Genomic DNA, 25,421 nt, shown 5'->3' with positions numbered 1-25,421 from the left:
CACCGGAGGGGAGCAAGGTGTGACAGTCAGCCGTCGAGCCCGGCCAGGAAGACCTCCTCGAAGCGCGCCAGGTCGGCGCCCGCGGCGTAGGCCAGCGGGCTCCCGGCGGGATCGACCTCGGTGCGGCCGGACTGCGGACCGTCCCGCACCACGGTGATCCGGGCCCGGTGGACGGCGGTCACGACCCCCTCGTCGCCGAACGCGAACACCGCCGCGAGCGCGTCCCACCAGAAGAAGTAGCCCAGCGCGATCCCGTCCCGCATGATCGGGTGCGTCATGATCCGGTACACGATGCGCGCGCTCGCGGTCGTGCCCTCGGCGCCGATCCGGTCCACGTACGCCTGCGTGATCGGGACGAAGTTGGTCGCGTCCAGCGGGACGAGGGTCACCGGCAGGGCGCGGAACACCGCCCGCGCGGACGGCGGGTCGAGCCAGATGTTGAGCTCCTGGGTGTTGTCGAAGCCGGGCAGCGCCTCGCCGAACAGGTTGCCCGGCACGTGGACCGCGCCGCCCATCACGAAGACGCGGCCGATCCGGTGGGCCAGCGGGCTGCCAGGCGGCACGGCGCGGGCGAGGTTGCTGAGCGGCCCGGTCGCCAGGACCGTCACGTCGCGCGGCGCCGACAGCAGCGTCTTCCTGATCAGCTGGGTGGCGGTCAGCGCCGCGGGCGGGGGAGTGGCGGTGGCGTCGTCGAGCGCGGCGGTGAGGATGGTTTCCATGTCCCGCACGGTGCTCGCGGGCGCCGGGTGCACGCCGGGCTCCGAGCCCTCGGCGACGGGGATGCCCGGCAGGCCGCACCGGGCCAGGACGCTCAGCGCGTGTTGCCGCGCCCGGCCGGGGGTGCCGAAGCCGTTGTCCGTGACCGTGACGGCCCGTAGGTCGATCCGGTGGCGCTGGTGCTGCACGCACAGGTAGGCCAGCGTGGACGCGTCGTCCACGTCGAGGTCGCTGTCGTAGATCACCGGCACGGGCCGCGGCTGCGCGGCGGCCGGCGCGGCGAACGCCGTCAGGACGAGGACCAGGACGAGCAGCACAACACGCACGGCGACCTCCCCAGGTGGAGCCGGTGCCGCCACGGTAGACCACGCGAACCGCGAGGAAAAGGACGAACAGCCCACCTCGCGCGCCGCGCGAGGTGGGCTGTGGCGTCCACTCAGGACTGGTACGCCTCCACCTCCGAGGCCTGCGCCGCCGGCCAGCCGGTGTTCGCGGTGAACGTCAGCCGCAGGTAGCGGATCGTCGCGGCGCCGAACGTGGCCGTCGCGGTGTTGCCCGACGCCGGGTCGAACGTGAAGCCCCGCGATCCCACCAGCGTGCCGTACGACGAGCCGTCCGCGCTGCCGGAGATCGACAGCGTCTGCGTCCGCGTGCCCCAGTCCGAGGACGGCGGCAGCTTCAGCACCACTCGGCTCACGCTCAGCGCCGTGCCGAGGTCGACCGTGAACGTCTGCGGGAACGAGCCGTTCGCGCTCTCCCAGTAGGTCGAGGCGTTGCCGTCCACCGCGTTCGGCCCGGGGTAGCCGCCCGTCGAGCTGCTGACGGTGACCGGGCGGCCCTTGGCGAAGTTGCCCGTCGGCTGCGGGTTGCCCGAGTTCGGCGCGGGCCACGAGGAGCAGTCGAGCCACGTGCCGGACCAGCCCGAGTTGCCCGAACCGCCGATGGTGAGCGGGGGGATGCTCGACGGGTACGGGCAGTTGTAGGTGCCCGTGACGCCGACGCCGGTCGCGGTCACGTTGCTGACCGTCACCGAGCCCGTCGTCTGCGCCTGCACCACGAACGTGCCCACGCCCGACACGGTCGCGCCGTTGACCGTGATGCCCTGGATGGTCTTGCCCGCGCCGTTGCCGTCGATGAACTGGATCGCCTCGTACGGGCTTTCGATCGCACGCAGGCCGGTGACGTTGATGCTCACGCCGGTGATCGCCGTGTCCCGCGCGTCGAACCACAGCGCCCCGACGCCGAACTGCCAGTTCGGGTCGAGCGCGCCCGCCCGCAGCGTCGTGTTGTCCGACACCGTGATCGTGCCGCCCAGCGGGACCGAGTTGAACCGGTTCGCCACGAGGATCCCGCCGCCGAGCGCGTTGGTGTCCTGCACCAGGTTGCCGGTGACGGTGTTGTTCGAGCCGCCGTAGAGCGCGATGCCGTTGGCCAGGTTCGGCTGCACGACCGTGTTGTGCGACAACGTGTTCCCGCTGTCCGGGCTGCCGTTGGACCACAGCGCGAGCCCGTCGTCGCCGTTGTTGCGCAGGTAGTTGTTGCTCAGTGTGGAGTTCGTGACGTTGCCGTCGAAGTTGATCCCGTCGGCCATCGTGTCGAGGATGCGGTTGTTCGAGATCGTGAGGCCGCTCGACGCGCCGCTCATCAGCCACAGGCCGCACTTGGTGTTCTGGATCCACAGCCCGGACACGACGGAGTTCGCGCCGAGCACGCCGTGGAAGGCGTTGTCCGGGCTGCCGTCGTTGCGTTCGGTCACGTCACCGAACACGGCGAAGTCGTACAGCTTGATGTTCCCGGTGGCGCTGCCGTTGTTGAAGATGTTGTTGCCGTGCAGCACCGAGTACCAGTTCCCGGCGCCGCGGATCGTCACCTGGTCCACCTGCAGGGCCTGCGGGATCTCGAACCGGCCCGGCGGCACCCACACCTCCTTGCCCTGGGACTTCGCGGCGGAGATGGCGTTGCGGAACGCCTGCGTGTCATCGCTGCCGTCGTTGGCCGTGGCACCGTAGTCGGTCACCGACAAGGAGTTCGCCGGACGCGTCCCCGCCGCTCCGACCTGCTCGAAGTCGGCGAGGTCGATCGTGTAGGGCGCAGCGGTGTCCGCGCTGTCCACTTGCAACCGGACTTTGGCTCCGGCACTGAGGTTCTGGCCCAGCTGCAGGCGCGCGTCGTCGAAGAAGTGGTGCGTCTTCGCGCCGGGGATCCAGCTCGTGTCGATGTAGCTGTAGCGCGAGGTGAGCGCGAGGCTGCTGCCCAGCTTGGTGCCGTTGACGTACACCGACAGCGAGCCGGTCTTGCCGTCGGCGAGGTTGTAGTGCACGTTGACCGCGTTGGCGGGCGCGGTGAGGGTGAACTCGACGTACTGGCCCTGGCTGTCGAGCCGCACCGCCTGGCGGCCGGACGCCTCCGAGGGCAGGCTCGCCTGCGTGTAGTCGGGGCCGATGACGGTGCCGTTGGTGGCGGCGCACTCGGCTTCCTGCGTGACGAACGGGACGCTCGCCCCGGCCGAGACCGAGGTCGGGCAGGTCGCCGCGGTGGCGGGCACGGCCGAGGTCAGGACCGTGAGCCCGGCCGCGGCCACGGTGACCGCCGCGGCCGATGCCAGCCTTTTCAGTTGCGGTGGATGCATGACGCGAACACCTTTCTTGCGGGGGGAGGGGATTTCAGGACAACCAGGCCGTGGTGTCCGGCGGCAGCTGGCCGCCGCTCGCGAGCGGGCCGCTCGCGAGCAGCACCTCGCCGGGCAGCGTCACGGGTTCGGCGCCGAAGTTGACGAAGCAGGCGAACCCGGGATCACGGGCGAAGGCCAGCACGCCCGCCGGCGCGGGCAGCCAGCGCAGCGAGCCGTCGCCGAGCGCGGGATGCGTCCGCCGCAGGTCCAGGGCGCGGCGGTAGAGCGCGAGCATCGAGTCCGGGTCACGCTCCTGCGCCTCGACGGTGTAGGCGGCCCATTCCGGCGGTTGCGGCAGCCACGGCTCACCGTCGCCGAACCCGAACGGCGATGCGTCGCCCGACCAGGGCAGCGGCACGCGGCAGCCGTCACGGCCCGGGTCAGTGCCGCCGGTCCGCGCGAACACCGGATCCTGCCGCAGCGCCGCGGGAATGTCCTCGACCTCCCACAGCCCGAGCTCCTCGCCCTGGTACACGTAGGCCGCGCCGGGCAGCGCGAGCGTCAGCAGCGCGGCGGCCCGGGCGCGGCGGGTGCCGAGTGCGCGGTCGACGGGCGTGCCGTGCAGCCGGTCGGCGAAGTCGAAGCCGGTGTTTCCCTTGCGCCCGTAGCGGGTCACCGGCCGCGTGACGTCGTGATTGGACAGTACCCAGGCCGCGGGCGCGCCGACGGCGTCGTGGTTCGCGAGCGTCTGCGTGATCACCGCGCGGAACTCCGGTTCCTCCCACGGGCAGACGAGGTAGTCGAAGTTGAACGCCGAGTGCAGCTCGTCGTGGCGCAGGTAGCTGGCGGCCTTCGCGGCGTCCGGCAGCCACATCTCCGCCACCAGTACCCGGTCCCCGGGGTAGCTCTCGGCGATTTTCCGCCAGGACCGGTAGATCTCGTGCAGCTCCTCGCGCGCCGAGAACGGGGTCTCGTCGCCGGGCTCGACGTCCGGCAGCGCCTGGTCCTTCACCAGCCCGTCGGCGACGTCGATGCGGAACCCGTCCACCCCGCGGTCGAACCAGAACCGCAGCACGTCGTCGAACTCGGTGCGCACCTGCGGGTCCGACCAGTTCAGGTCGGGCTGGCGCGAGCTGTAGAGGTGCAGGTACCACTCGCCGTCCGCCACGCGCGTCCACGCCGGGCCGCCGAAGCGCGAGGGCCAGTTGTTCGGCGGCAGCTCCCCGTCCGCACCGCGGCCGGGCCGGAACCAGAACCGTTCCCGTTCCGGCGAACCCGGCCCCGCCGCGAGCGCCGCCCGGAACCACGGGTGCTCGTCGGAGCAGTGGTTCGGCACGATGTCGACCAGCACGCGCAGCCCGTGCCGGTGCGCCTCGCCGATGAGCGCCTCGGCCTCGGCGAGCGTGCCGAACAGCGGGTCGATCCCGCGGAAGTCGGCGACGTCGTAGCCGCCGTCGTCCATCGGCGACGGGTACCAGGGGGTGAACCAGACGGCGTCCACGCCGAGCGAGGCCAGGTACGGCAGCCGGGCCCGGATGCCGGCGAGGTCGCCGGTGCCGTCACCGGAGCCGTCGGCGAAGCTGCGGGGGTAGATCTGGTAGATCGACGCGCCGCGCCACCACGCGGAAGAGGACACGAGGGTACTCGCTTTCTGTTGCGGGACAAGGGATGTTCAGCCCTTGAGGGCGCCGGAACCGAGCCCGGCGAGGATCTGGCGCTGGAACACCAGGAACAACGCGACCATCGGCACGCTCGCCAGCACCAGCCCGGCGACGAGCAGGTTCAGCGGCATGTCGATCGCGACCCGCTGCAGCAGCACGCTCAGCGTCTGCCGTTCCGGGTCGGGGAACACCAGCAGCGGCCAGATGAAGTCCTTCCACGCGGCGACGATCGAGAAGATCGACACCACGGCGAGGATCGGCCGGGAGATCGGCAGCACGATCCGCAGCAGGATGCGGACCGGGCCGGCGCCGTCGATGCGGGCGGCATCGGTCAGCTCGTCGGGGATCTGGTCGAAGAACCGCTTGAGGACGTAGATGTTGAACGCGTTGGCCGCGGCGGGCAGCCAGATCGCGGCGGGGTTGTTCAGCAGGTTCAGGTGCAGCAGCGGCACGTCGGCGACGGTGAGGTAGGTGGGCACGAGCAGGGCCGACGCCGGGAGCATCAGCGTGGCCAGCATGAGCCCCAGCACGGCGTTGCCGAACTTCGGCCGCAGCTTGGACAACGCGAACGCGGCGGGCACGTCCACGGCGAGCTGCACCAGCCACGCCCCGCCCGCGACGACGACGGTGTTGAGGAAGTACCGCCCGAGGTCCATCTGCTGCCACGCCTGCACGTAGCTTTCGGGGTGCCACACCTGCGGCACCGGCGTGGGCGGCGTGCGGGCCAGCTCGTCGGCGGACTTCATCGCGCCGGTCGCGGCCCAGTAGAGCGGGAACAGGAAGGCCAGCGTGAACGCCGCCAGCAGCACCACGAGCAGGGACCAGTAGACGACCCGCCCCCGGCGGCTGCGCAACTGGGCGGGGGAGACGATCGTGCGCATGAGAAGCCTCCTAGTCCGTGCGTTTGGTGAGGCGCACGTAGGCCACCGAGAACACGGCGAGGGCGGCGAAGAGCAGCAGGCTCATCGCGCTCGCGGTGCCGAAGTCGTTGTAGACAAAGGCGTACCGGTACAACAGCAGCAGCACGGTGACCGTCGAGTCGTCCGGGCCGCCGCCGGTCATCACGTACGGCTCGGTGAACACCTGCATCGTCGCGACGATCTGCAACAGCAGCAGCACCAGCAGCACGAACCGGGTCTGCGGCACGGTGACGTGCCACAGGCGCCGGAACACCCCGGCCCCGTCGATCTCCGCCGCCTCGTACAGCTCACCCGGAATGGTCTGCAGCGCCGCCAGGTAGATCAGCGTCGTGCTGCCCATGTTCGCCCACGTGGACACGAAGACCAGCGACAGCATCGCGGTGGACGACGAGTCCAGCCAGTGCGAGCCCGGCAGGCCCACCGCGTGCAGCGCGCTGTTGAACAGCCCCGAACCCGGGTCGTAGAACCAGCGCCACAGCAGGGCGGTCACCACCGGCGGCAGCATCACGGGCAGGTACACCAGCAGCCGGAAGTACGCCCGCGCGTGCCGCATCTCGTTGAGCAGCACGGCGGTGAGGAACGGCACCACGAACCCGAACACCAGCGCGAGCCCGGTGAACTCCAGCGTGTTGCGCCAGGCGATGCCGAACAGCGGGTCCCGCACCAGCCGCGTGAAGTTGTCCAGCCCGACCCACACCGGCGGCCCGACGAAGTCGACCTGCTGGAAGCTCAGCAGCACCCCGCGGACCAGCGGGTACCACGAGAACCCGGCGAACACGACGAGCGCGAGGCTGAGCATCCCGTAGGCGGTGGCGTTTTCGGTGATGCGCCTGCGGGTCCGGGCACGCGCCGGTGCCCGGCCCGTGCGGGGGAGCGGCACCGGCGGCGCGAGCAGGCTAGCGGACCTGGGCGAGGACACTGTTCACCTTCGCCGAGGCCGACGAGAGCAGCTGGTCCGGGTTCGCGTTCGGGTCGGTCAGCACCGCCTGCATCACCCCGTCCAGCACGGCGTACACCTGCTGGGCATTGGGTGGCTCGATGCTGCCCCTGATCTTCGCGGAAGTGTCCAGATAGGACTGGTAGTTCGCGGCGGGCACGTTGGCGTACTTGGCTTTCACCGCATTCTGCTGGTCGCGCACCGGGCCCTGCCAGATGTCCGGCGTCGGCTGCGCGGGCAGGCCGACCGGCTGCTGCCCGTCGGCGTAGCTCTTGACGAAGCTGTCGAAGCGGTCGGGGTTGAGGTACTTCCACTGGATCCACGCCAGCCCGGCCTTGATCTTCGCCGCCGACGCCTTCGGGTTGATCATGTAGCCCTCGCCGCCGAGCAGCGTGCCCTGCCCGCCCGGCATCCCGGCGAGGCCGTAGTCGGCGTACTTGCCGTTGAACTGCTTGACCAGCACGGGCACGTTGTCCGGCGCGGCCAGGTACATGCCCAGCTGACCCGCGCCCATCATCCGCTGCACGTCCTCGGCCTGCAGCAGCTGCTTGTCGCCCATCGTGTTGTCGGTCCAGCGCAGGTCGTGCAGGGTGCGCAGCACGGCGCGGCCCTTGTCGTTGTCGAAGTCGGCCTTCCAGGTGCCGCCGTCCTGGCGTGCGATCGCGCCGCCCATCGAGTACATCCAGGCGGTGAAGTGCCAGCCGCCCTGGTTGTTGCGGCTGTAGTCGGCGTAACCCACGATCCCGCCGCCCAGCGCGGTGATCTTCCGCGCGGCCGAGCGGACCTCGTCCCACGTCCGCGGCGGCTGGTCGGGGTCGAGCCCGGCGCGCTGGAACAGCGGGCGGCTGTAGAGCAGCCCCATCGTGTAGTTCGCGGTCGGCAGGCCGTAGAGGTGCCCGTGGGCGTCGCGGAAGTTGTCGAGCAGCTGCGGCTGGAGGTCGTTCACGTGCGGCAGGGACTTGACGGCCTCGGTGAGGTCGGCGGCCTGGTGCCGCGCGATGATCTGGGCGGGATCGGTGAAGTAGACGTAGTAGACGTCCTCCAGCTGGCCGCCGGCGAGTTTGGCGGAGAACGTCTTCGGGTCCATGAAGCCTTCGTGCGGCTCGATGGTGATGTCCGGGTGCGTGCGCTGGAACTCGGCGACGTCCTTGTCGAACTGCGCCCGCTCGAACGCCTCCGTCTTCGGCGGCTGACCGGTGACGGTGATGGTGACCTTGCCGCCGCTCTCGCCGCTGCCTCCGCCGCTGCCGCAGCCAGCCACCGCGGCGGCCGCGCCCGCGGCCAGCCCGGCGAGCACGGTTCGCCTTCCCAGTTCCTTCATCGACGCCTTCTCTCGTGACTCCACTGGCACGTGACGACGGTCACTCTAAAGTGTGAAACGAGGGGCGAGCAAGGACTGGACGAAAAGATGCAACTTTCGAACTATTGCCTGCGGCCGGTCGAACCCCGGACCACCAGCTCGGGGGTGTACAGCAGCTCCTCGGCCGCGACGTGGCCGCCGTCGATCCGTTTCACCAGCAGCTCGACGGCCGAGCGGCCCATCGCCTCGATGGGCTGGCGGACCGTGGTCAGCGGCGGGTCAGTGCACTGCATGAGGGCCGAGTCGTCGTAGCCGACCACGGAGAAGTCGCCGGGCACGGACGCGCCCTGGCGCCGCGCGCACCGGACCGCGCCGAGCGCGAGCAGGTCGCTCGCGCACAGGATCCCGGTGACGCCCGCGCGCAGCAGGTGCGCGGTGGCGGCCTGCCCGCTCTCCAGCGAGAACATCCCGTGCGCGACGAACTCCGGACGGAACTCGCGGCCCAGCGCGGCCAGGTGCGCGCGGTAGGCGTCGAGCTTGCGCCGCGAGGGCATGTGGTCGGGCGGGCCGAGCAGCAGCCCGACGTCGTCGTGGCCGAGGGAGAACAGGTGGTTCATCCCCTGCTCGACGGCGAGCACGTCGTCGCAGGAGATCTGGGGCAGGCCGAGGTGCTCGATCGACGCGTTGATCAGGACCGTCGGCAGGTTCCGCTCCACCAGCCGCTGGTAGTGCTCGTGCGAGGCGTCCGCCTGCGCGTAGAGCCCACCCGCGAACACCACGCCGGACACCTGCTGGGCCAGCAGGAGGTCGACGTACTCGGCTTCGGACACCCCGCCCGCGGTGCGCGTGCACAGCACCGGGGTGAAACCCTGCTGGGCCAGCGTGTTGGCCATGACCTCGGCCAGCGCGGGGAAGATCGGGTTCTGCAGCTCGGGCAGGACCAGCCCGACCAGGCGGGCGCGCTCGCCACGCAGCTTCGTGGGGCGCTCGTAGCCCAGTACGTCGAGCGCGGTGAGCACCGCGGCGCGGGTGCTCTCGGCGACGCCGGGGCGCCCGTTGAGCACGCGGCTCACGGTCGCCTCGCTGACGCCGACCTTGCGGGCCACTTCGGCAAGTCGTCGTGTCACGTCGCAAGTATGCGACAAAGACGATGAAAATTCCTGCACATTTTTGCTAGTCGTTGTTCGCGTACGTGGTCAGGCGCCGGGCCAGGGCGTGCACCTCGTCGCGCAGCGCGGGCGGGTGCTCGATCACGAACGGGCAGTTCAGCCACGCGAGCACGGAAGGCACCCAGTCCAGCCGTTCGGCGCGCAGGCGCAGCCGGGCCCAGCCGTCGGCGAGTTCCTCGACGGTCGTGACACCCATCGGGATGCGGGTACTGAGGTGTGCGGGGGTGGCCTGGACGCGCACCGAAACCTCGTGCGGCCGCGGCACTTCGGCGAGTCCGGACAGCACCCGGGCGGCGGGGTCGAAGCCGGCGGGCACGTCGAAGGAGCCCGCCAGCACGGTCGCGCTGTCGACCCGGTCCAGGCGGAAGGTGCGCACCTCGCCGCTGTCGGAGTCGGCGCCGGTGACGTACCAGCGTCCGGAGTGGGCGACGATGCCGTACGGGTGCAGGGTGCGCTCGCTGCGCCGCCCGCGCCAGGCGGTGTACTGGACGGCGACGGGCCTGTGGTCGCGCGCGGCCTCGGCGAGGGTGAGCAGCACGTCCGTCTCGGGCGTGGTGACCGGCCGGGCGGGGGCGGTGAAGTCGGCGGTGGACAGCAGCGCGTCGAGGCGGCGGCCGAGGGCCTCGGGCAGCACGCGGCGGATCTTGGCGGCGGCGCTCTCGGCCGCGGCGGCGGACGTGGTGACCACTCCGGCCCGCCGCCCCGCGACGAGGCCGAGCACCACGGCGAGCGCTTCGTCGCCGGTCAGCATCAGCGGCGGCATCCGGTAGCCGGGTTCGAGCCGGTAGCCGCCGTAGCGCCCGCGCACCGACCGGACCGGGACGTCGAGATCGGCGAGGTGCTGGGCGTAGCGCCGGACGGTGCGCTCGTCCACGCCGAGCCGGTCGGCCAGCTGGGCGACGGTGCGGGTGCCGCCGGTCTGGAGGATCTCCAGCAGGGCGAGCACCCGGGCGGTCGGTCGCGTCATTTCCACGACGATACCGGGCGGGTCCTGCCCGGTATCCGTCCTAATGTGCCGGGCATGGCGACTTACGTACTCCTTCCCGGCTTCTGGCTCGGCGCCTGGGCGTGGCGCCCGGTGACGGCGGCGCTGCGCGAGCGCGGGCACGACGTCCACGCGCTGAGCCTGACCGGGCTCGGTGAGCGGGTGCACCTGGCCCAGCCCTCGACGGATCTCGAAACGCACCTCGCGGACGTGCTGAACCTGATCCGGTACGAGGACCTGCACGACGTGGTGCTGGTGGGGCACAGCTACGCCGGGGCGGCGGTGATTCCGGGCGTGGCGGACCGGGTGCCGGAGCGGATCGCCCGCCTGGTGTTCGTCGACAGTGGACCCTTGCCGGACGGCATGTCCCACGCGGAGTTCGCGCCGCCGGACCAGCAGGCGCGCGACGCCGAGCTGGTGCGCACGGCGGGCGAGGGCTGGAAACTGCCGCCCCCGCCGTGGCGGGAGGTGCTGCCCGGGCTGTCCCCGGAGGCGCTCGACCGCCTGGAAGCGCTTTCAGCCCCGCAACCGTGGGCCACGGCCACCACCCCGGTCCGCCTGAGCGGCGCGTGGGAAACCCTCCCGCGGCGGCATGTGCTGTGCAGCTTCACCGTGGAGCAGATCCGGGAGCTGGCGCGCACCGTTCCGGCCTTCCGCCACCTGGCGGGTGGGGGCTGGGACTCCCGCGACCTGCCGGGCAGCCACTGGCCGATGCTCGACCGCCCGGCGGAACTGGCGGCCATCCTCCACGAGGCCGCCGGAGAGCCTCAGACCGCGTAGGTGTGGTCGGGCACGTCGGTGACGAACATGTGCCCCGGCGCGTGGGTGATCGCGAACGGCAGCCGTGAAGCCATGATCGCCGCCTGCGGAGTCACCCCGCACGCCCAGAACACCGGCACCTCACCGTCACGGACGTCGACCGGCTCGCCGAAGTCCGGAGTGGACAGATCGCCGATGCCCAGCGCCGCGGGCTCGCCCACGTGCACCGGCGCGCCGTGCACCGCCGGGAACCGGCCGCTGATCCGGACCGCGTCGGCCACCCGGTCCGCCGCGATCGGCCGCATCGACACGACCATCGGGCCCGACAGCCGCCCGGCGGGACGGCACGGTCGGTTCGTCCGGTACATCGGCACGTTGCTGCCCGCCGTGAGGTGCCGGACCTCGATCCCGGCCGCGACGAGCGGCGCCTCGAACGTGAAGCTGCAGCCGATGAGGAACGCCACCAGGTCCCCGGTCCAGTACCCGGTGATCTCGTCCGGCTCGTCGACCAGCTCGCCGTCGCGCCACACGCGGTACGCGGGCAGGTCCGTACGCAGGTCCGCGCCCGGCGCGAGCGCCGTGTGCGGGCTGCCCGCGTCGGTGACGTCGATGATCGGGCACGGCTTCGGGTTGCGCTGCCCGAACAGCAGCATGTCGTAGGCGTACTCCCGCGGCACGGCGATCAGGTTCGCCTGCGCGTAGCCGGGTGCCCAGCCCGCGGTGGGCGTGCGCAGGCCCGCGCGGAACCGCCGCCGGGCCTCGCCGGGGCCGGAAACGGGAGCGGACATGGGCCCTCCTCGGGAGAACTCGGGACAACGGTAGCCCGGGACGAGGCCGCGCCACCCGCCCGGTGGATACCGGGTCCGCCGAGCGGGTGCCCATAGTGGGTCCATGACGAGCAGGACCGTGGTGGTCACCGGGGCCAGTGACGGCATCGGCGCGGCCGGGGCGCGGCGGTTGCGGGCGGACGGGCACCGGGTGGTGGTCGTCGGCCGGTCGCCGGACAAGGTGCGCGCGGTCGCGCGGGAGCTGGACAGCCCGTGGTTCGTCGCCGACTACGCGCGGCTCGACGACGTGCGGCGGCTCGCGGCCGAGCTCGACGCCGCCTGCCCGCGTGTCGACGTGCTCGTGAACAACGCCGGTGGCGGTTTCGGGCCGCGCACCCGCACCGTGGACGGCCACGAGCGCACGATGCAGGTCAACCACCTCGCGCCGTTCCTGCTCACGAACCTGTTGTTGCCCAAGCTGATCGCGTCACGCGCCGCAGTGGTCCAGACCGCGAGCGCGGGCGCCCGCATGTTCGGGAAACTCGATCTCGACGACCTGGACAACGACCGGCACTACACGCGCCGCAAGGCTTACGGCGACTCGAAGCTCGCGAACCTGCTGTTCACGCGGGAGCTGCACGCGCGCTACGGCGGGCAGGGCCTGTCCGCGGCGGCCTTCGACCCCCGCACCGCCGCCACCGGCTTCGCCTCGGACAGCCGGAACCTGTTGCGCCCCGTCTTCGGCCGCCCGCCGCTGCGGTGGCTGCTCGGCACGGCCGAGAAGGCCGCGGGCCAGCTGGTGTGGCTGGCCGAGGGGGTGCCGGGCCGGGACTGGCAGTCCGGGGTGTACTACTCGCGGCGCAGGCCCGCGCGGTGGGTGCCCCCGCAGCTGCGGGACGACGCGCTGGCCCGTGGCCTGTGGGAACGCAGCGCGGCACGGGTCGGCCTGGCCTGAGGTGCCCGGGAAAACGTTTTCGCGGACATGACGAACTCCGGACGGCGGTGGCGATGCCGTCCGGAGTTCGGGTCAGCCGAGCAGGGTGATCAGCGCGGTGACGATGGTGACGACGCAGTCCGTGTGCATTTCTTTTCTCCTTCGCACATGGGCGTACCCTTCCCGGAACTCATTGTTTTCCCGGGCGGATTCCGCCCTTTCGATTCGCCAAGTTCTCTTGGCTCCTCAATCATCGGACGGAATCGCGGGAAAGCGGAAGCGGTTTCCGGTTTCCCCATTTCCGGAAACGCGGGAAACCGGGCCGGAACTGCGGATTTCCACCTGTCGGCGGGGGTTTCGGCAACCCCTGATCGCTCGCTAGGATGGATCTCCCAGGGGGGCGAAAGGGTGAGCCGATGCAGTTCGAGGTTCCGGACCTGGTGGCGGACCTGCGGGCGCTTCGCCGCGGATATGGCGTCGAAGCCGCCGAGATCAAGATCGGGAATGCGCTCGGAACCGTGTGCGGGGTGCTCGAATCGGACGGTCCGCACGCACGGCGGCAGAAGGTCGCCGAAACGCTGACGGCGTTGGTGGGGAAGCTGCCGGAGGACCTGCGGTTCATCGCGGAGCAGACGTTCGGCCTGAACGGCGCCGCGGACGTCCGCTACGAGCGGCGGCTCGCGCGCGTGGAGGAGCGGATCGACCGGAATGTCCGGACCGTCAAGCGCCGCGTGGACGAAACCCTGCGGCGGGTGGCGGAGCTGGCGCTGGACGGCGAGCGACCGGACCGGGGGAACTCACCGTGGCACACGGCGCAGCTGCGGGTACGGCTGGTGTTCGGACCGGACGCGGTGGAGGTGTTCGAGGTGCGCCGCATCGTCAGCCACCAGCCGGGGCTCGCGGAGGTGGCGCATTCGGTGACGGTCGACCCGGTGCCCGGGCGGGCCGTGGTCCCCCAGCCGGGTGAGCTCGGCATCGACCTGATCGACGGCGGAACGCTCGCGGAACCGAGCATGCTGGCCGCGAACCGCATTGGTTACCGGCTGCTGCTGCCCCGCCCGCTCGATCCGGGTGAGGAGCACGAGTTCTCGTACCGGATCACGAACAAGGGCACGTTCGCGCCGCGTTACGTCTGCACGCCGAAGTATCCGTGCGACAATTTCAAACTGACCGTGCGCTTCGGTCCTCATCGCATTCCGGAACGCATTTGGTTGTTGCGCGACGAAATGCCATTGGCGCTCAACGACCTGCAACCCCGCCGCGAGGAATTGCGCCCCGATGCGGCGGGCGAGGTGACGGCGGAGTTTTCCGGCCTGGTCCCGAACCGCTCGTACGGAATCGGCTGGAGCGCCCCGGAGGAATAGCGGCGGCGAGTCCGGCGCTCCGGTTCGCCACGTTCCTGCGCACCGAAGCGGGCGTGGGCGTGCGTCTCGACCACTGGTACGGGGGCGAGCGGCGGGACTGGTCGCTGTGGGCGCTGCGCGGCCGGTCGGCCGAGGACCTCCCGGCCTTCCTGGCGCCCTACTCGGCGGACCGCTACGAAATCTCCGCCTTCACCCTCGAGGGGGTAGCGCGCCACCTACTACGGCAACAGCATCGTGCTGCGCCCTTAGCTGTTCGCGAGCGTGCCCCGCGGTGTGATGGGGTACAACCTCAGCCGGCGGTTTCGCAGCTTCCAGGCCGTCGCGGGAGTCCTGGACGACGCCGCTGACGCCGGTCAGGCCGGGCACTTCGAGTTGTGGCTGGACGGTGAGCTCCGCCCGGGTTCCCTGCTGCGGAATCAGCCCAACGGCAGCCATCGGTGGGCGAATGCCGCCAGGCGCCGGGGGAGAGCCACGAAGAGCCAGCGGGTCACCAGGGCTCGGCGGCGCGGTCCGCCCGTTCCCGACGCCGCGACCTCGCGCACCAATGCGAGTCCCTGCACCGGCTCTCCCGTCATGATCAGCGCGACCGCCAGGGCGAGGCGCGTCTCGGCGGTTTCCGGGTGGTCGCGGCCCAGGACGGCGACCTGCCGGGGTAGTACGGCTGCCAGGACCTCCCGGCCGCGGTCGTACTGCCGCAGCCGCTCGTGCGCGCGTCCCACCGCGAACCGCAGCCGGAGGGTCAGCGGGTGGGAATCCGGGAGCGGGTCGGCGACCCCCCGGGCGGCGGCCGCGAGCACCCGCCGGGGCGGCAGGCGCACCGCCGCTCGCGTGCGCCGCACGGCGAGGCCCAGCGGGTCGTCCGCGGGCACCGCCTCCGCCCGGAGCGCGGCCGCCTCCTGGTACAGCGGCGAGTTCTCCAGCTCCGCCGACAGCAGTCCGGCCATCAGGTCCAGCGCCACGCGCGCGGCCGTCTCGGCGTCCCCGCTCAGCAGCTGCAGGCGCGCCACCTCCAGCTGCGCCTCCCGGGCCGCGTCCGGCGGCAGCTCACCCGGCCGGACCGCTGCCAGAAGCCGGAACGCCTGATCCGGTCGCCCCCGCAGGCGCAGCCCCGCGACCCGGGCCAGCACCACCGGCCCACCGTCCCTTTCGGACAGCAGCGTCCACAGCACATCCGCCCGCTCGTACTCGCCCAGCAGGTCCAGCGCCCGCATCGCCACGAAACGCCCCCGGCACGCGACCCGGTCATCCCCGTCACCGTCGGCCAGCTCCGCGGCCCGGCGGGCGTGCTCGTGGGCCTCCGCATAGTTCCCGCAACCGAGTTCGACGCGGGCCGCCGCCAGCAGATCACCAGGGTCGTCGGGACGCAGCGCCAGCACCTCGGCGCGCCGGGCGGCGGCCAGCGACAGCTCGCCCACCGCCTCGTGGCCCGCCGCGGCGCTGCGCAGGAGGTCGAGCCGCCGGGAGAGCGGGACGGCCGCCTGACCCGCCAGCGCCGCGGCGTGCCGGCGCAGCCGTGACGGCCACGGATGCACCGGCCGGTCCAGCTCGGCCAGCAGCGCGTCCGCGGCGGAACGGGCACAGCCGGCGAGCTCGGCCTCCCACAACCCGGCCTCACGGGCTCCCGGATCGAGAAGCCAGCCGTCGAACACGCGTTGCGCGAAACCCGCCGCCACGAGCTGCGAGAGAGCGCTTTCTTCGCCCAACCACAAGGGAATCGGCGCAGCGGCGAGAAGCGTGCCGAGGGCCAGGAGCCGGTGCGCGGACTCGTCGAGCGGCGCAGCGAAAGCCGCACGCGGAAACAACCCGGCCAGCTCCACCAGCCCCGCGGACCGAGCCGGCCTCACCCGGCTGGTGAGCACTGTCCGCACGAACGGGGAACCGAGGGACACCTCGTCGAGCAGCGGCGCGGGCACGTCGTCGACGATCAGCAGCACCCGCTGCCGCAGCTCGTCGAGCCGCGCGGTGACCAGCGCCGGGACACGACCGGGAGGCGCGCCGGCCAGCCGCAGGCCGAGCCTGCCGACAGCCAGGTCACGCAGCTCCGCCGCCAGCGTGGCGGCGGCGTCCACCGGCCCGAGCCAGTGGATCCCGCCGGGGAACACCGGGCCGAACAACGCCGCGTACTGGCGGACCAGCGCGGTCTTCCCCGCCCCCCGCGGACCGTGCACGACGACCCGGCTCCCCGCCGACACGAGCGAGTGCAGCCGCCACAGCTGCGCGAACCGGCCGGAAAAGCGCTCCGGGCGAGTGCGCCAGGCCGGTTCCGCGAAGAACGGTGGCGCCGCACGAACGGCGCCCGGGACCCGGCGCACCAGTTCCGCGGCGACTGTCGCGGCCTCCGTCTTCCCGACCTCGCGCAGCCCCACCGGGGCGACGTGGGCGTTCCCGGGCTCCGGGTTGACGGCGAGGATCGCGGGGCCCGGCTGCAGCGCGGCCGTCGTGAGCTCCCACTGGCACCGGAAACCCCGGGAATAGCGAGCGGAGTAGTAGGCCAGCAGCAGGCGTGAGGACAGCAGCACGGCGGCGAGCCCGGCGTCCACCTCGGTGTGCTCCTCACCGACGAAGACGTCGAGCCCGTTCTCGCGCAGCGCCCGGGCGAGGGACTCGGCCGGGCCGCGGTCCGCCTCGTCGAAACTGAGGTAGACGTCGTGGGTCACATCGCACCGACTCTGCTGTTCCGGGTGGGCCGTTTCCCCATTCAAGCGGGAAACAACGCCCCGGTCGGGCGGCCGGCGGCAAGAGACCGCTTATCGTCCGGTTTCTGTCCGCTTCCGCGGCCCGGGAAGGACGATCAGCTCGCCGTCGACTGCCAGTCGCGGCCGGCTTCGAGGTTGTCGCGCCAGCGCTGCGCCCGCGCGCACATCGCGGCCTCGGTGCCCCGGACGTGGTCGACCACCTTGTCACCCGACCACAGGATCAGCGCCGTGATGTCCCCGCGCGCCGGCGTGAGACCGATGCGCCACTCCTGCCCGTCGTGCCGCACGGCGGTCTCCGCGGTGATCCACTGTCCGCCCACGCCCGTGGTGACCTGCCAAGACACGTCCCGGGCCAGCTCCGCCACCGACCCGGGCGCCACTCGTCCACCCTGCACGTCCGCCCCGTTTCGCGGGCCGGCCGGTCACCCGGACGAAACCCGGTGTTCAGCTTCGGTTCCTCCGCTCGCAATATAACTGCTCGTACGGCTCACCGGGGTGCCTGATAGGTGACGGTGAGCAGACTGAGACGACGGGCACTGACCGCCGCGGCGCCGACGTCCGGCAGCACGGCCAGGCTCGACTCGCCGGGAGCGCGGTAGGAAATCGGACCCGTCAGGGTGAGGTCGCGGTCCTGGCCGTCCTCCGCCGAACGGCTGTACGTGCGCAGGCGCCCGGTCACGTACGTGCCGTCCTCCAGCAGGCAGCCGACGTAGATGCGGGCGCCCGGGTGCTCGGAGAACAGCCTGGTCCAGCCGGAGACGTGGGCCTCGTGCTCGCGGCCGCGGCGCACGCCCGCGGCGGCGAAGGCGAGCGCGGCCGCGATGAGCAGCAGGGCGCCGCCCCACAGCGTGAGCGAGGTGAGGTGGTCGGGTACGTAGTGGCCCGGGTCGCGGATCAGCTGCCGCACGTCGGGCGTCCAGCGCGGGACGATCAGCCGCACGAGCCCGAACAGCAGCAGCACCATCGCGTCCGCCGCGACGCTCACGAACGCCAGCTCGACCGTCTCGCGGAACGCCGACACCGGCCGGCTCGACACCATCCGCTCCCGCCGCAGCGTGTACGCGAACCCGGGCACGAGCAGCACGAGGAAGAGCACCAGGCCGAGGAGGGTCGTGGGCACGTTTCACCTTCCGTGACGACGCGGATACCGGTAGCCTGATCGGCGCTCCAGCGTCGATCGGCAGGACAGAGGTGGATCGTGGCACAGCCGCCCGGCCCGGACGAGGAGGCGCCGCCGCCTCCGCGGGACGACAACCGCGACTTCTCCGACGCGGACCCCGTGCGGAGCCTGCTCGACGAGGAGCAGGCCGCCAGTGTCGGGCACTTCGTCGTGGACCCGGCCCCGCCGCCGCCCGCGGCTCCCGGCTCGCTCCAGTCCTCCGGGGGCGCGGTCCTCAACCGGCTGTCCCCACCCGCCGGGGGCGGTCACTTCGTCAGCGACTCCACCCCGCCGCCGCTGGGCGACGGCGCGTACGGCGGCCAGTTCGTGCACGACGTCACCCCGCCCCCGATGTCGGCCCAGAACACGGCGCAACCCCTGCGGATCACCCCGCAGGCGCCCGGCGCGCCGCTGCCGTCACCGTTTCCGCCGGAGCTGCTGGCGGCCTTCGAGAAACCCCAGCCGAAGCCACGCTGGTGGCACCGCGTCTTCCGCCGGTCCCGCTGAAACCTCAGCGGGCCGCGAGCGCCCGCCGCACCGCGTCCGCGCCCAGCACCACGGGCGAGCGCAGCGAGCCGACCTCGCCGATCTCGATCTCGACCACGTCCCCGGCCCGCAGGCCGAGGTCGAGGCCGGGCACGATCGAGGTGCCGGTGGAGAGCACGGCGCCGTCGGGGAAGTCGTTGTCCCGCCACAGGTATTCGACCAGCTCGGGCGGTTTCCGGTTCAGCTGCGCGGTGCCGGCGCTCCCGGTGAACACCTCGCGGCCGTCCCGCAGGATGCGCATCCGAAGGTCGAGAGCCAGCGCGTCCGGGACCTCCCACGCCGGGCGCACCCGCGCCGACACCGCGCACGAGCCGGTGTAGATCTTCGCCTGGGGCAGGTACAGCGGGTTCTCGCCCTCGATGCTGCGGGAGCTGACGTCGTCGACCACCACGTATCCGGCGATCTCGCCAGCGCTGGTCAGCACCAGGCCGAGCTCGGGCTCCGGCACGGTGTTGGGGGAGTCGGCGCGCAGGGCGATCGGCTCGTCGTCGGTCATCACACGCCACGCCGCCGCCTTGAAGAACAGCTCCGGGCGCTCCGCCCGGTACACCCGCGCGTAGATGTCCTCGTCGGCGCTCTCCTCGCGGCGGGCCTCCTCGGAACGCAGGTACGTCACCCCGGCGGCCCACACCTCCATCCGCCCGTCCAGCGGCGGCAGCAGGCGCGCCCCGGACACGGGCTCCCCGGCGGCGTCGGCCAGCGCGCGGATCTCGGCCACCGGACGGCGCAGCAGCTCGCTCATCGAGGCCACCGCCAGCGGGCGCAGCTCCTCGCCGGTCAGCAGGCCGACCCGGACGGTCCCGGTTCCGTCGGTGAAGCGCACCAGGTGGCTCATCCGGACCTCCTTGTTCAGCGATACTGAACCGTGTTCAGCATCGACCCTACGGTGCCGGGCGCGTGGTGGTCAACGAGCTTCAGGGCAGCCGCAACGGGGGCGAGACGTACTGCTCCGCCAGGGCGTGCAGGCGCGCGACGTAACCCGCGAGCACGTCGGAGTCCGTCTCCGCCGCGAGCGTGGAGATCGACAGCGCGCAGCAGGGTTCGCCGTTGAGCAGCACCGGAACGGCGACGCACGCGATGCCCGGCTCGTTCTCCTCCACGTCGAGCGCGTAACCGCGCTCCCGCGTCCGCGCCAGCACCTCCCGCAGCCGAGCCCAGGTCAGGTCGCCGGGATCGCCGAGCTGGGCACGCAGCCCCGCCTCGTCCCACCCCTGGTAGGCGAGGATCGCTCGGCCGAGCGCGGTGGTCGCCGCCGGGTTGCGGCCGCCGATCTTCGAGCCGACCTGCACAGGCCGGTCCGCGTGCACCTTCTCGAGGTAGACGATGTCGGCGCCGTCGAGCACCCCGAGGTGGCACACCTGCCGGATCTCCTCCGACAGGCGCCGCAGCAGCGGCAGCAGACTGGTGCGGAAGCTCAGCTTCTCCTCGTAGGACGCCGCCACCCGCAGCGCCTCGCCGCCGAGCCGGTACCGGCCGCTGTCGCGGTCCTGGGTCACGAAACCGCGGTGCCGCAACGCCGACAGCGTCAGGTGCGCCCCGCTCTTCGGGCTGCCCAGCGCCTGCGCGACGTCCACCAGTGACAGCCCCTCCGGCCCCCGGTCGCCCAGCAGCTGCAGCACCACGAGCGCCTTGTCGACACTGCGCACCGGGGGTTCGGCCATGGCGTTCAGCCTAGCTGAACGGGCGTCACTTGAGCCCGGACGACGCCAGCCCGTCGATGACCCGCCGCTGCAGCAGGACGAACAGGATCAGCACCGGGGCGATCGCGAGCAGGCTCGCCGCCATCAGGACCGGATAGTTCACCGTCACGTCGCCGGCCAGCGTCGCCAGCGCGGCGGCCAGCGGCATGTTCGCCGCGCGCGTCGAGACCACCAGCGGCCACAGCAGCTCGTTCCACGACCACAGCACCGCGCTGATCGCCAGCACGCTGATGCTCGGCCGCACCAGCGGCAGCATGATGCTCCAGAACGTCCGGAACGTGCCGCTGCCGTCGATCCGCGCCGCCTCCTCCAGCTCCTGCGGCAGGTTCAGGAACGCCGTCCGCATGAGGAACGTGCCGTACGCGCTGAACAACCCGGGCGCGACGATGCCCGCGACCGTGTTGAGCCAGCCCAGCGACTGCACGATCTGGTACTGCGAGATGAGGTACACCTGCGACGGCACCAGCAGGATCGACAGCACCAGCCCCAGCAGCACCCCGCGACCGGGGAACCGCAGCCGCGCGAACGCGTAGCCCGCCAGCGTGCACAGCACGATCTGCGCCGCCACGCGGATCACCGTGATCAGCACCGACGTCCACAGCTGGGACAGGAACGGCAGGCGCTCGAACACCGCCGCGTAGTTGCCCCACTGCGGGTGCGCCGGCCAGAACGTCGGCGTGACGCTCTGCACCTCGGCATTCGTCGACAGCGACATGATCAGCTGCCACAGGAACGGGAACGCCATGACGAACCCGCCCACGCCCAGCACCACGTGGATGAGCGCGTGCGAGCCGCGGCGGGGCCTAGCCATGGTTCACCCACCGGCGCTGGAAGCGGAACTGCACGAGCGTGACCAGGCCGATCAGCACGAAGATCACCATGGCGATCGCGGCCGCGAAACCCTTGTCGTTGTTCATGAACCCGGCCTGGTAGAAGTAGTAGACCAGCGACATCGTCTTGCGCAGCACCGGGTTGCGGTTGGACAGCAGGGCGTAGAGCAGGTCGAACAGCTGGAAGCTCGCGATCGTCGTCACCACGGTGACGAAGAACAGGCTCGGCGCCAGCAGCGGCAGCGTGACGGAGCGGAACTGCCGGAACCGGCCCGCCCCGTCCAGCTCCGCCGCCTCGTACAGCTCCGGCGGGATGTTCTTCAGCCCCGCGCCCAGCACGATCATCGAGAACCCGAGCGTCGACCACAGGCCCACCACCGACACCGCGGCCAGCGCGAACCCGGGCGTGTTCACCCAGACGGGCCTTCGATGCCCACCCGCGACAGCGCCCAGTTCAGGATGCCGAAGTCACCGTTGAAGATGATCCGCCACACCAGCGCCACCGCGGCGGGCATCGCGACGTAGGGCAGGAAGAACAGCACCCGGTACAGCTGGGCGAACCGCAGGCCGGGGGTGTTGAGCAGGCTCGCCAGCCACGCCGCGATCGGCACCCCGAGCAGCACGACGGCGGTGTAGATCGCGGTGTTCGCCAGCGACCGGTACAGGTCCGGGTCGGCGAACAGGCGGCTGTAGTTGGCCAGTCCGGTCCACTTCGACCCGCCGAACACGCCCCACTTCGTGAAGGAGTAGTAGGCGGTCTGCAGGATCGGCCAGATGTAGAACACCAGCACCCCGGCCAGCAGCGGCAGCACGAACAGCCAGGGCCACGGGCCGCCCCAGCGGCTCCGGGGGGCGGTTTTCTCGGCGCGCACCGTGCTCATTCCTGCGACAGCGCCTGGTTCATCTGGCCGGCCAGCTCCTTGAGCACCGCGTCCACCGGCTTGGTGCCGTCGAAGGCGTCGGGCAGCAGCGACAACTCGGAGTTGTTCCACGCCGCGGTGTTCTTCGAGACGGGCAGCGCCTTCGCGTACGGCAGCTCGTCGAGGAACACCTGCAGGTTCACGCCGGGCATCGACTGCGCGAACGCGGTCTGCGTGCCGGTGTAGGCGGGGATCACCGCGCCGAGGTCGCCCTGCTGCTGCTGGGCCTCCTTGCTCGCCAGGAACACCTGCAGCGCCTGCGCGGCCTGCTTGTTCTGGCTGCTCGCGGCGACCACATTGGACACCCCGTGGATGACGGTGGCCTGCTGGTCGCCCTTGGGCAGCGGCAGCACGGTGACGTCCTTGGCGATCGGCGAGTCGGCGATCTCGGAGCGGTTCCAGCTGCCGCCCTGGAACATCGCCGACTTGCCGGAGACGAACCACTGGTCACCGGTGGTGTCGGTGAGCTGCTTGATGTTCGGCATCGCCTTGCTGGAGATCAGGTCGGTCCAGAACTGGATGCCCTTGGCCGTGGCGGGCGAGTCGTAGCCGGAGGTCTTCCCGTCCGGCGAGATCACCGAGCCGCCGGACTGGAAGATCGTGTTGTAGTACGTGGTCTGCCCGCTGTCGATTCCGGCGCTCACGCCGTAGATCCCCTCGCCGCCGAGCTTCTGCGACAGCTGCTTCGCGGTGTTCTGGAAGTCGGCCCACGTCCAGCTCGGGTCCGGCACGGGAATCCCGGCCTTGGCGAACAGGGCCTTGTTGACCCAGATGCCGATCGTGTCGAAGTCCTTCGGCACCCCGTACTGCACACCGTCCACTGTGTACAGCTTGTCGAGCGAGTCCGGGTAGTTCGCCGGGTCGACGGCTCCGGCCTTCACCTCGCCGGTGATGGGCTCGATCTTGCCGTTGCTCGCGTACAGCTGGAAGTTCGGGCCGTTCATCCAGAACACGTCGGGCAGGCTGTCGCTGGAGGCTTCGGTCTGCAGCTTGGTGAAGTAGTTGTTGTACGGCGTGACGTCGACGTCGACCTTGATGTTCGGATACTTCTTCGCGAACTCCGCGAGGTTGGCGTCGATCGCCTTCACCTGCGTCTGGTCCCACACCGCGTAGGTCAGGTGCGCGGACAGGTTCGGTTCCGGTGCGCTGTAGGGAGCGTCCGAAGTGGATGAACCGCCGCCGGAGGAGCAGGCGGCGAGCAGCACGGCGGCACCGGCGGCGCCGGCCAGCCGCAGCAGGGTGCGGGGAAGGTGGGGCATCGGGAGTCCTTTCGGCGGGGGCTAGCGGGCGAAGTGGTCGAGCACGGCCTTGGGCGGCGGCGGTACGTCCAGCGGGATCGAGCCCGCACGCAGGGAGCGGGTCGCCAGCGCTCCGGCGGCGACGGCCTCGCGGGCGGCGAGCGGGGACAGCGACGGGGTTTCGCCGTGGACGACGGAGCGGAGGAACTCGGTCATGGTGAGTAGGTCGGCGTCGGCGTGGCCCTCCTCGACACCGGTGATCGGGTACTCGCGGTCTCCCTCGGCCGACCAGGTGCGGCGGCGGTTCCAGACCTTGACCACACCGCCGCCGGTGTCGCCGAAGTTCTCCGCGCGGCCCTCGGTGCCGATCACCGTGTAGTTGCGCCAGTAGTCGGGGGTGAAGTGGCACTGCTCGTAGCTCGCGAGCACGCCGTTGTCGAGCGCCAGGTGCACCATCGAGAGGTCCTCGACGTCGACGACCTCGTTGAGGCCGGTCTGCGCGAGCGGCGGCCAGTTGTCGTAGGAGAACCAGTCGGTCATCAGCTCGCCGCGGCGGTCTCGCCGGTCGGTGACCTCGCCGTAGACCGCGAGTCGCCCCATGGCGCTCACCCGGCGCGTGTAGCCGCCCGCGAGCAGGTGGATGACGTCGAGGTCGTGGCTGGCCTTCTGCAGCAGCAGCGAGTTCACGCGGCGGCGGTCGGCGTGCCAGTCCTTGAAGTAGTAGTCGCCGCCGTTGCCGACGAAGTGGCGGCACCACACGGCCTTCACCTCGCCCAGCTCACCGCGCGCGACGATTTCGTGCAGCTGTCGCACCACCGCGGCGTGCCGGAAGTTGTGCCCGACGTAGAGCGGGGTGCCCGACTCCTGCGCGGCGGCGAGCACGGCGTCGGCGCCTTCGAGCGTGATCGCGAGCGGTTTTTCGAGGTAGACGGCGATTCCGGCGCGCAGCAGGTCGACGGTGATCTCCGCGTGCGTCCAGTCCGGCGAGGTGACCACGGCGGCGTCGACGAGACCGCGCTCGATCAGCTTGCCGTGGGTGGCGGTGACGGTGAGGTCCGCGCCGAAGAGCTCCTGGGCACGGGCGCGGCCCGCCGGTGCCGGATCGGCCGCCGCGACGATCCGCGCGGGCACGCCGGACTCGGCCACGTGGCGGCCGATGACGGCGCGCTGGCCGATCCCGACGACGCCCACGCGCAGCTGTTCTCCCACCTGGGTTCCCATCTCTGCGTGATATTGATTCGCATCATGGCAAATCAATCATGAATGCACAACAGGTGGGCCGACAGGTGATCACGCCGAGAACGAGCCGTTACGCGCCGGAAACGTCAGCCCGCGACCACGAGCTCGACCGAGGCCGCGGCCAGCTCCGCGGCGAAGGAGTCCGGTACCGGGCTGTCGGTGACCAGCACGTCGATCTCGTCCAGGCGGCAGATGCGGGCGAAGGTGGACTTCATCAGCTTCGTCGAGTCCGCGACCACAACGGTCCGCTTCGCGACGCTGCCGAAATGCCTGCTGACCTCGGCCTCGCCCTCGTGCAGCGTGGTGGCGCCGTACTGTGCCGACAGCCCGTCGACGCCGAGGATCACGGTGTCGAGCGCGAAGGCGGACAGCGTGCCGGCCACGAGCGAGCCGACGAGCTCGTAGGACTGCCGCCGGGCCACGCCGCCGGTCACGACGATCTTGACGTGCGACCGCACGGACAGCTCGTAGCCGATGTTGAGCGCGTTCGTGACGATCGTCAGCCCGGCTTCGCCCTCGCTGCGGCGGAACCGCTCGCTCTTGCCGAGCGTGCGGGCGACCTCCGTGGTCGTGGTACCGCCGTTGAGGCCGACGGTCTCGCCCGGCGTGATCAGCTGCGCCGCGGCGCGCGCGATGGCGGTCTTCGCGTCGGCCTGACGGGCGATCTTGTACTGCAGCGGCAGCTCGTAGCCGCTGCCCAGCGCCGAGGCGCCGCCGTGAGTGCGGGTGATCAGGCGCTGCTCGGCGAGCGTGGCGAGGTCCCGGCGGGCGGTGGCGGGGGAGATCCCGAGCGCGTCGCCGATCTCCGCGATCGTCACGTTGCCCCGTTCGCTCACCAACTCGAGCAGGGCGTTCAGTCGTTGCTGTGGCGTCATCGCGGGCGGCTCACGTTCCTGGTCAGGGGGCGGGACCGACCTATCCTAGAGGCCGGTCAAGCCAAACTGGTGTGATTGGATCTGACGTTTAACC

The 25,421-nt window shown here is 71.4% G+C and carries 24 protein-coding genes; 4 read left to right on the top strand and 20 right to left on the bottom strand.

Annotated elements, in window-relative coordinates; translation table 11 throughout:
- Window positions 1-26 precede the first annotated feature (26 nt).
- The 8 genes from FHX82_RS23910 to FHX82_RS23875 all read right to left on the bottom strand — a co-directional run bounded on the left by FHX82_RS23910 (window position 27) and on the right by FHX82_RS23875 (window position 10,282).
- Window positions 27-1,043, bottom strand: coding sequence for a nucleoside hydrolase (locus tag FHX82_RS23910; RefSeq protein WP_229880331.1), 1,017 nt, complete (start codon window positions 1,041-1,043; stop codon window positions 27-29).
- A 110-nt stretch (window positions 1,044-1,153) separates the two neighbouring features.
- Entirely contained in the window at window positions 1,154-3,346 is a 2,193-nt protein-coding gene (locus FHX82_RS23905; protein ID WP_145934880.1) for a discoidin domain-containing protein, read from the bottom strand.
- Between the two features lie 34 nt (window positions 3,347-3,380).
- Window positions 3,381-4,964 carry a glycoside hydrolase family 13 protein gene (locus FHX82_RS23900; RefSeq protein WP_145934881.1) on the bottom strand — a complete coding sequence of 528 codons (1,584 nt, stop codon included), beginning with the start codon at window positions 4,962-4,964 and terminating at the stop codon, window positions 3,381-3,383.
- A gap of 36 nt (window positions 4,965-5,000) precedes the next feature.
- Window positions 5,001-5,870 carry a carbohydrate ABC transporter permease gene (locus FHX82_RS23895; RefSeq protein WP_145934882.1) on the bottom strand — a complete coding sequence of 290 codons (870 nt, stop codon included), beginning with the start codon at window positions 5,868-5,870 and terminating at the stop codon, window positions 5,001-5,003.
- Window positions 5,871-5,880: 10 nt separating this feature from the next.
- A complete protein-coding gene (locus FHX82_RS23890) occupies window positions 5,881-6,828 on the bottom strand; it encodes a carbohydrate ABC transporter permease (RefSeq protein ID WP_229880329.1) in 948 nt (315 codons plus the stop codon).
- Entirely contained in the window at window positions 6,806-8,167 is a 1,362-nt protein-coding gene (locus tag FHX82_RS23885; RefSeq protein WP_145934883.1) for an ABC transporter substrate-binding protein, read from the bottom strand. Before FHX82_RS23885 ends, FHX82_RS23890 begins: the two co-directional genes overlap by 23 nt.
- A 101-nt stretch (window positions 8,168-8,268) precedes the next feature.
- Window positions 8,269-9,273 carry a LacI family DNA-binding transcriptional regulator gene (locus tag FHX82_RS23880; RefSeq protein WP_145934884.1) on the bottom strand — a complete coding sequence of 335 codons (1,005 nt, stop codon included), beginning with the start codon at window positions 9,271-9,273 and terminating at the stop codon, window positions 8,269-8,271.
- A 46-nt stretch (window positions 9,274-9,319) separates the two neighbouring features.
- On the bottom strand, window positions 9,320-10,282 hold the full coding sequence (locus FHX82_RS23875) for a helix-turn-helix transcriptional regulator (protein ID WP_145934885.1): 963 nt from the start codon (window positions 10,280-10,282) through the stop codon (window positions 9,320-9,322).
- A 54-nt stretch (window positions 10,283-10,336) separates the two neighbouring features.
- Here FHX82_RS23875 and FHX82_RS23870 point away from each other — a divergent pair, with 54 nt between their 5' ends.
- Window positions 10,337-11,080, top strand: a complete 744-nt coding sequence (locus tag FHX82_RS23870) for an alpha/beta fold hydrolase (RefSeq protein WP_145934886.1) — start codon at window positions 10,337-10,339, stop codon at window positions 11,078-11,080.
- Here the strand turns inward: FHX82_RS23870 and FHX82_RS23865 are convergent.
- Window positions 11,068-11,847, bottom strand: a complete 780-nt coding sequence (locus FHX82_RS23865; protein ID WP_145934887.1) for a putative hydro-lyase — start codon at window positions 11,845-11,847, stop codon at window positions 11,068-11,070. The genes FHX82_RS23870 and FHX82_RS23865 overlap by 13 nt on opposite strands.
- Window positions 11,848-11,950: 103 nt before the next feature.
- Here FHX82_RS23865 and FHX82_RS23860 point away from each other — a divergent pair, with 103 nt between their 5' ends.
- Both FHX82_RS23860 and FHX82_RS23855 read left to right on the top strand, forming a co-directional pair.
- A complete protein-coding gene (locus FHX82_RS23860) occupies window positions 11,951-12,781 on the top strand; it encodes an SDR family NAD(P)-dependent oxidoreductase (RefSeq protein WP_145934888.1) in 831 nt (276 codons plus the stop codon).
- A 395-nt stretch (window positions 12,782-13,176) separates the two neighbouring features.
- Window positions 13,177-14,124: a hypothetical protein gene (locus FHX82_RS23855; RefSeq protein WP_145934889.1), complete on the top strand. Its 948-nt coding sequence runs from the start codon at window positions 13,177-13,179 to the stop codon at window positions 14,122-14,124.
- 416 nt (window positions 14,125-14,540) lie between these two features.
- On the opposite strand, the gene FHX82_RS23850 is transcribed toward FHX82_RS23855, so the two are convergent.
- The 3 genes from FHX82_RS23850 to FHX82_RS23840 form a co-directional block, all read right to left on the bottom strand.
- On the bottom strand, window positions 14,541-16,781 hold the full coding sequence (locus FHX82_RS23850; RefSeq protein WP_145934890.1) for a TIR domain-containing protein: 2,241 nt from the start codon (window positions 16,779-16,781) through the stop codon (window positions 14,541-14,543).
- Window positions 16,782-16,915: 134 nt separating this feature from the next.
- Window positions 16,916-17,200, bottom strand: coding sequence for a hypothetical protein (locus FHX82_RS23845; protein ID WP_229880327.1), 285 nt, complete (start codon window positions 17,198-17,200; stop codon window positions 16,916-16,918).
- Window positions 17,201-17,307: 107 nt separating this feature from the next.
- The gene (locus FHX82_RS23840; protein WP_145934892.1) at window positions 17,308-17,940 is read right to left on the bottom strand and encodes a DUF6338 family protein; all 633 of its coding nucleotides are present in this window, start codon (window positions 17,938-17,940) and stop codon (window positions 17,308-17,310) included.
- A 78-nt stretch (window positions 17,941-18,018) separates the two neighbouring features.
- On the opposite strand from FHX82_RS23840, the gene FHX82_RS23835 reads away from it, so the two are divergent.
- The gene (locus tag FHX82_RS23835) at window positions 18,019-18,486 is read left to right on the top strand and encodes a hypothetical protein (RefSeq protein WP_145934893.1); all 468 of its coding nucleotides are present in this window, start codon (window positions 18,019-18,021) and stop codon (window positions 18,484-18,486) included.
- A gap of 4 nt (window positions 18,487-18,490) precedes the next feature.
- On the opposite strand, the gene FHX82_RS23830 is transcribed toward FHX82_RS23835, so the two are convergent.
- The 8 genes from FHX82_RS23830 to FHX82_RS23800 form a co-directional block, all read right to left on the bottom strand.
- Window positions 18,491-19,360, bottom strand: a complete 870-nt coding sequence (locus tag FHX82_RS23830) for a fumarylacetoacetate hydrolase family protein (RefSeq protein ID WP_145934894.1) — start codon at window positions 19,358-19,360, stop codon at window positions 18,491-18,493.
- Between the two features lie 79 nt (window positions 19,361-19,439).
- Entirely contained in the window at window positions 19,440-20,186 is a 747-nt protein-coding gene (locus FHX82_RS23825) for an IclR family transcriptional regulator (protein ID WP_145934895.1), read from the bottom strand.
- 25 nt (window positions 20,187-20,211) lie between these two features.
- Window positions 20,212-21,036, bottom strand: a complete 825-nt coding sequence (locus FHX82_RS23820; protein WP_145934896.1) for a carbohydrate ABC transporter permease — start codon at window positions 21,034-21,036, stop codon at window positions 20,212-20,214.
- Window positions 21,029-21,469, bottom strand: a complete 441-nt coding sequence (locus tag FHX82_RS36610; RefSeq protein ID WP_221216483.1) for a carbohydrate ABC transporter permease — start codon at window positions 21,467-21,469, stop codon at window positions 21,029-21,031. The genes FHX82_RS23820 and FHX82_RS36610 overlap by 8 nt, the downstream gene beginning before the upstream one ends.
- Window positions 21,466-21,936, bottom strand: a complete 471-nt coding sequence (locus FHX82_RS36605) for a carbohydrate ABC transporter permease (RefSeq protein ID WP_221216482.1) — start codon at window positions 21,934-21,936, stop codon at window positions 21,466-21,468. Before FHX82_RS36605 ends, FHX82_RS36610 begins: the two co-directional genes overlap by 4 nt.
- Window positions 21,933-23,234, bottom strand: a complete 1,302-nt coding sequence (locus FHX82_RS23810; protein ID WP_145934897.1) for an ABC transporter substrate-binding protein — start codon at window positions 23,232-23,234, stop codon at window positions 21,933-21,935. The genes FHX82_RS36605 and FHX82_RS23810 overlap by 4 nt, the downstream gene beginning before the upstream one ends.
- A gap of 21 nt (window positions 23,235-23,255) precedes the next feature.
- On the bottom strand, window positions 23,256-24,434 hold the full coding sequence (locus tag FHX82_RS23805; RefSeq protein WP_145934898.1) for a Gfo/Idh/MocA family protein: 1,179 nt from the start codon (window positions 24,432-24,434) through the stop codon (window positions 23,256-23,258).
- Between the two features lie 104 nt (window positions 24,435-24,538).
- Window positions 24,539-25,327 (bottom strand): DeoR/GlpR family DNA-binding transcription regulator, encoded by a 789-nt coding sequence (locus tag FHX82_RS23800; RefSeq protein WP_145934899.1) that lies wholly within the window; start codon window positions 25,325-25,327, stop codon window positions 24,539-24,541.
- Window positions 25,328-25,421: the final 94 nt, after the last annotated feature.

The organism is Amycolatopsis bartoniae, assembly GCF_014191255.1.
Classification (GTDB): Bacteria; Actinomycetota; Actinomycetes; order Mycobacteriales; family Pseudonocardiaceae; genus Amycolatopsis_E; species Amycolatopsis_E bartoniae.
The sequence above is the reverse complement of the archived record's forward strand: the minus strand, read 5'-3'. Positions and strand labels throughout refer to the sequence as shown.

Bases quoted from the DNA above. Each gene is read 5' to 3' on its own strand.
- FHX82_RS23830 (WP_145934894.1), bottom strand. From the start codon at position 19,360: ATGAGCCACCTGGTGCGCTTCACCGACGGAACCGGGACCGTCCGGGTC.
- FHX82_RS23875 (WP_145934885.1), bottom strand. From the start codon at position 10,282: ATGACGCGACCGACCGCCCGGGTGCTCGCCCTGCTGGAGATCCTCCAG.
- FHX82_RS23905 (WP_145934880.1), bottom strand. From the start codon at position 3,346: ATGCATCCACCGCAACTGAAAAGGCTGGCATCGGCCGCGGCGGTCACC.
- FHX82_RS23805 (WP_145934898.1), bottom strand. From the start codon at position 24,434: ATGGGAACCCAGGTGGGAGAACAGCTGCGCGTGGGCGTCGTCGGGATC.
- FHX82_RS23865 (WP_145934887.1), bottom strand. From the start codon at position 11,847: ATGTCCGCTCCCGTTTCCGGCCCCGGCGAGGCCCGGCGGCGGTTCCGC.
- FHX82_RS23825 (WP_145934895.1), bottom strand. From the start codon at position 20,186: ATGGCCGAACCCCCGGTGCGCAGTGTCGACAAGGCGCTCGTGGTGCTG.
- FHX82_RS23860 (WP_145934888.1), top strand. From the start codon at position 11,951: ATGACGAGCAGGACCGTGGTGGTCACCGGGGCCAGTGACGGCATCGGC.
- FHX82_RS23885 (WP_145934883.1), bottom strand. From the start codon at position 8,167: ATGAAGGAACTGGGAAGGCGAACCGTGCTCGCCGGGCTGGCCGCGGGC.
- FHX82_RS23820 (WP_145934896.1), bottom strand. From the start codon at position 21,036: ATGGCTAGGCCCCGCCGCGGCTCGCACGCGCTCATCCACGTGGTGCTG.
- FHX82_RS23800 (WP_145934899.1), bottom strand. From the start codon at position 25,327: ATGACGCCACAGCAACGACTGAACGCCCTGCTCGAGTTGGTGAGCGAA.
- FHX82_RS23855 (WP_145934889.1), top strand. From the start codon at position 13,177: ATGCAGTTCGAGGTTCCGGACCTGGTGGCGGACCTGCGGGCGCTTCGC.
- FHX82_RS36605 (WP_221216482.1), bottom strand. From the start codon at position 21,936: ATGAGCACGGTGCGCGCCGAGAAAACCGCCCCCCGGAGCCGCTGGGGC.
- FHX82_RS23895 (WP_145934882.1), bottom strand. From the start codon at position 5,870: ATGCGCACGATCGTCTCCCCCGCCCAGTTGCGCAGCCGCCGGGGGCGG.
- FHX82_RS23870 (WP_145934886.1), top strand. From the start codon at position 10,337: ATGGCGACTTACGTACTCCTTCCCGGCTTCTGGCTCGGCGCCTGGGCG.
- FHX82_RS23810 (WP_145934897.1), bottom strand. From the start codon at position 23,234: ATGCCCCACCTTCCCCGCACCCTGCTGCGGCTGGCCGGCGCCGCCGGT.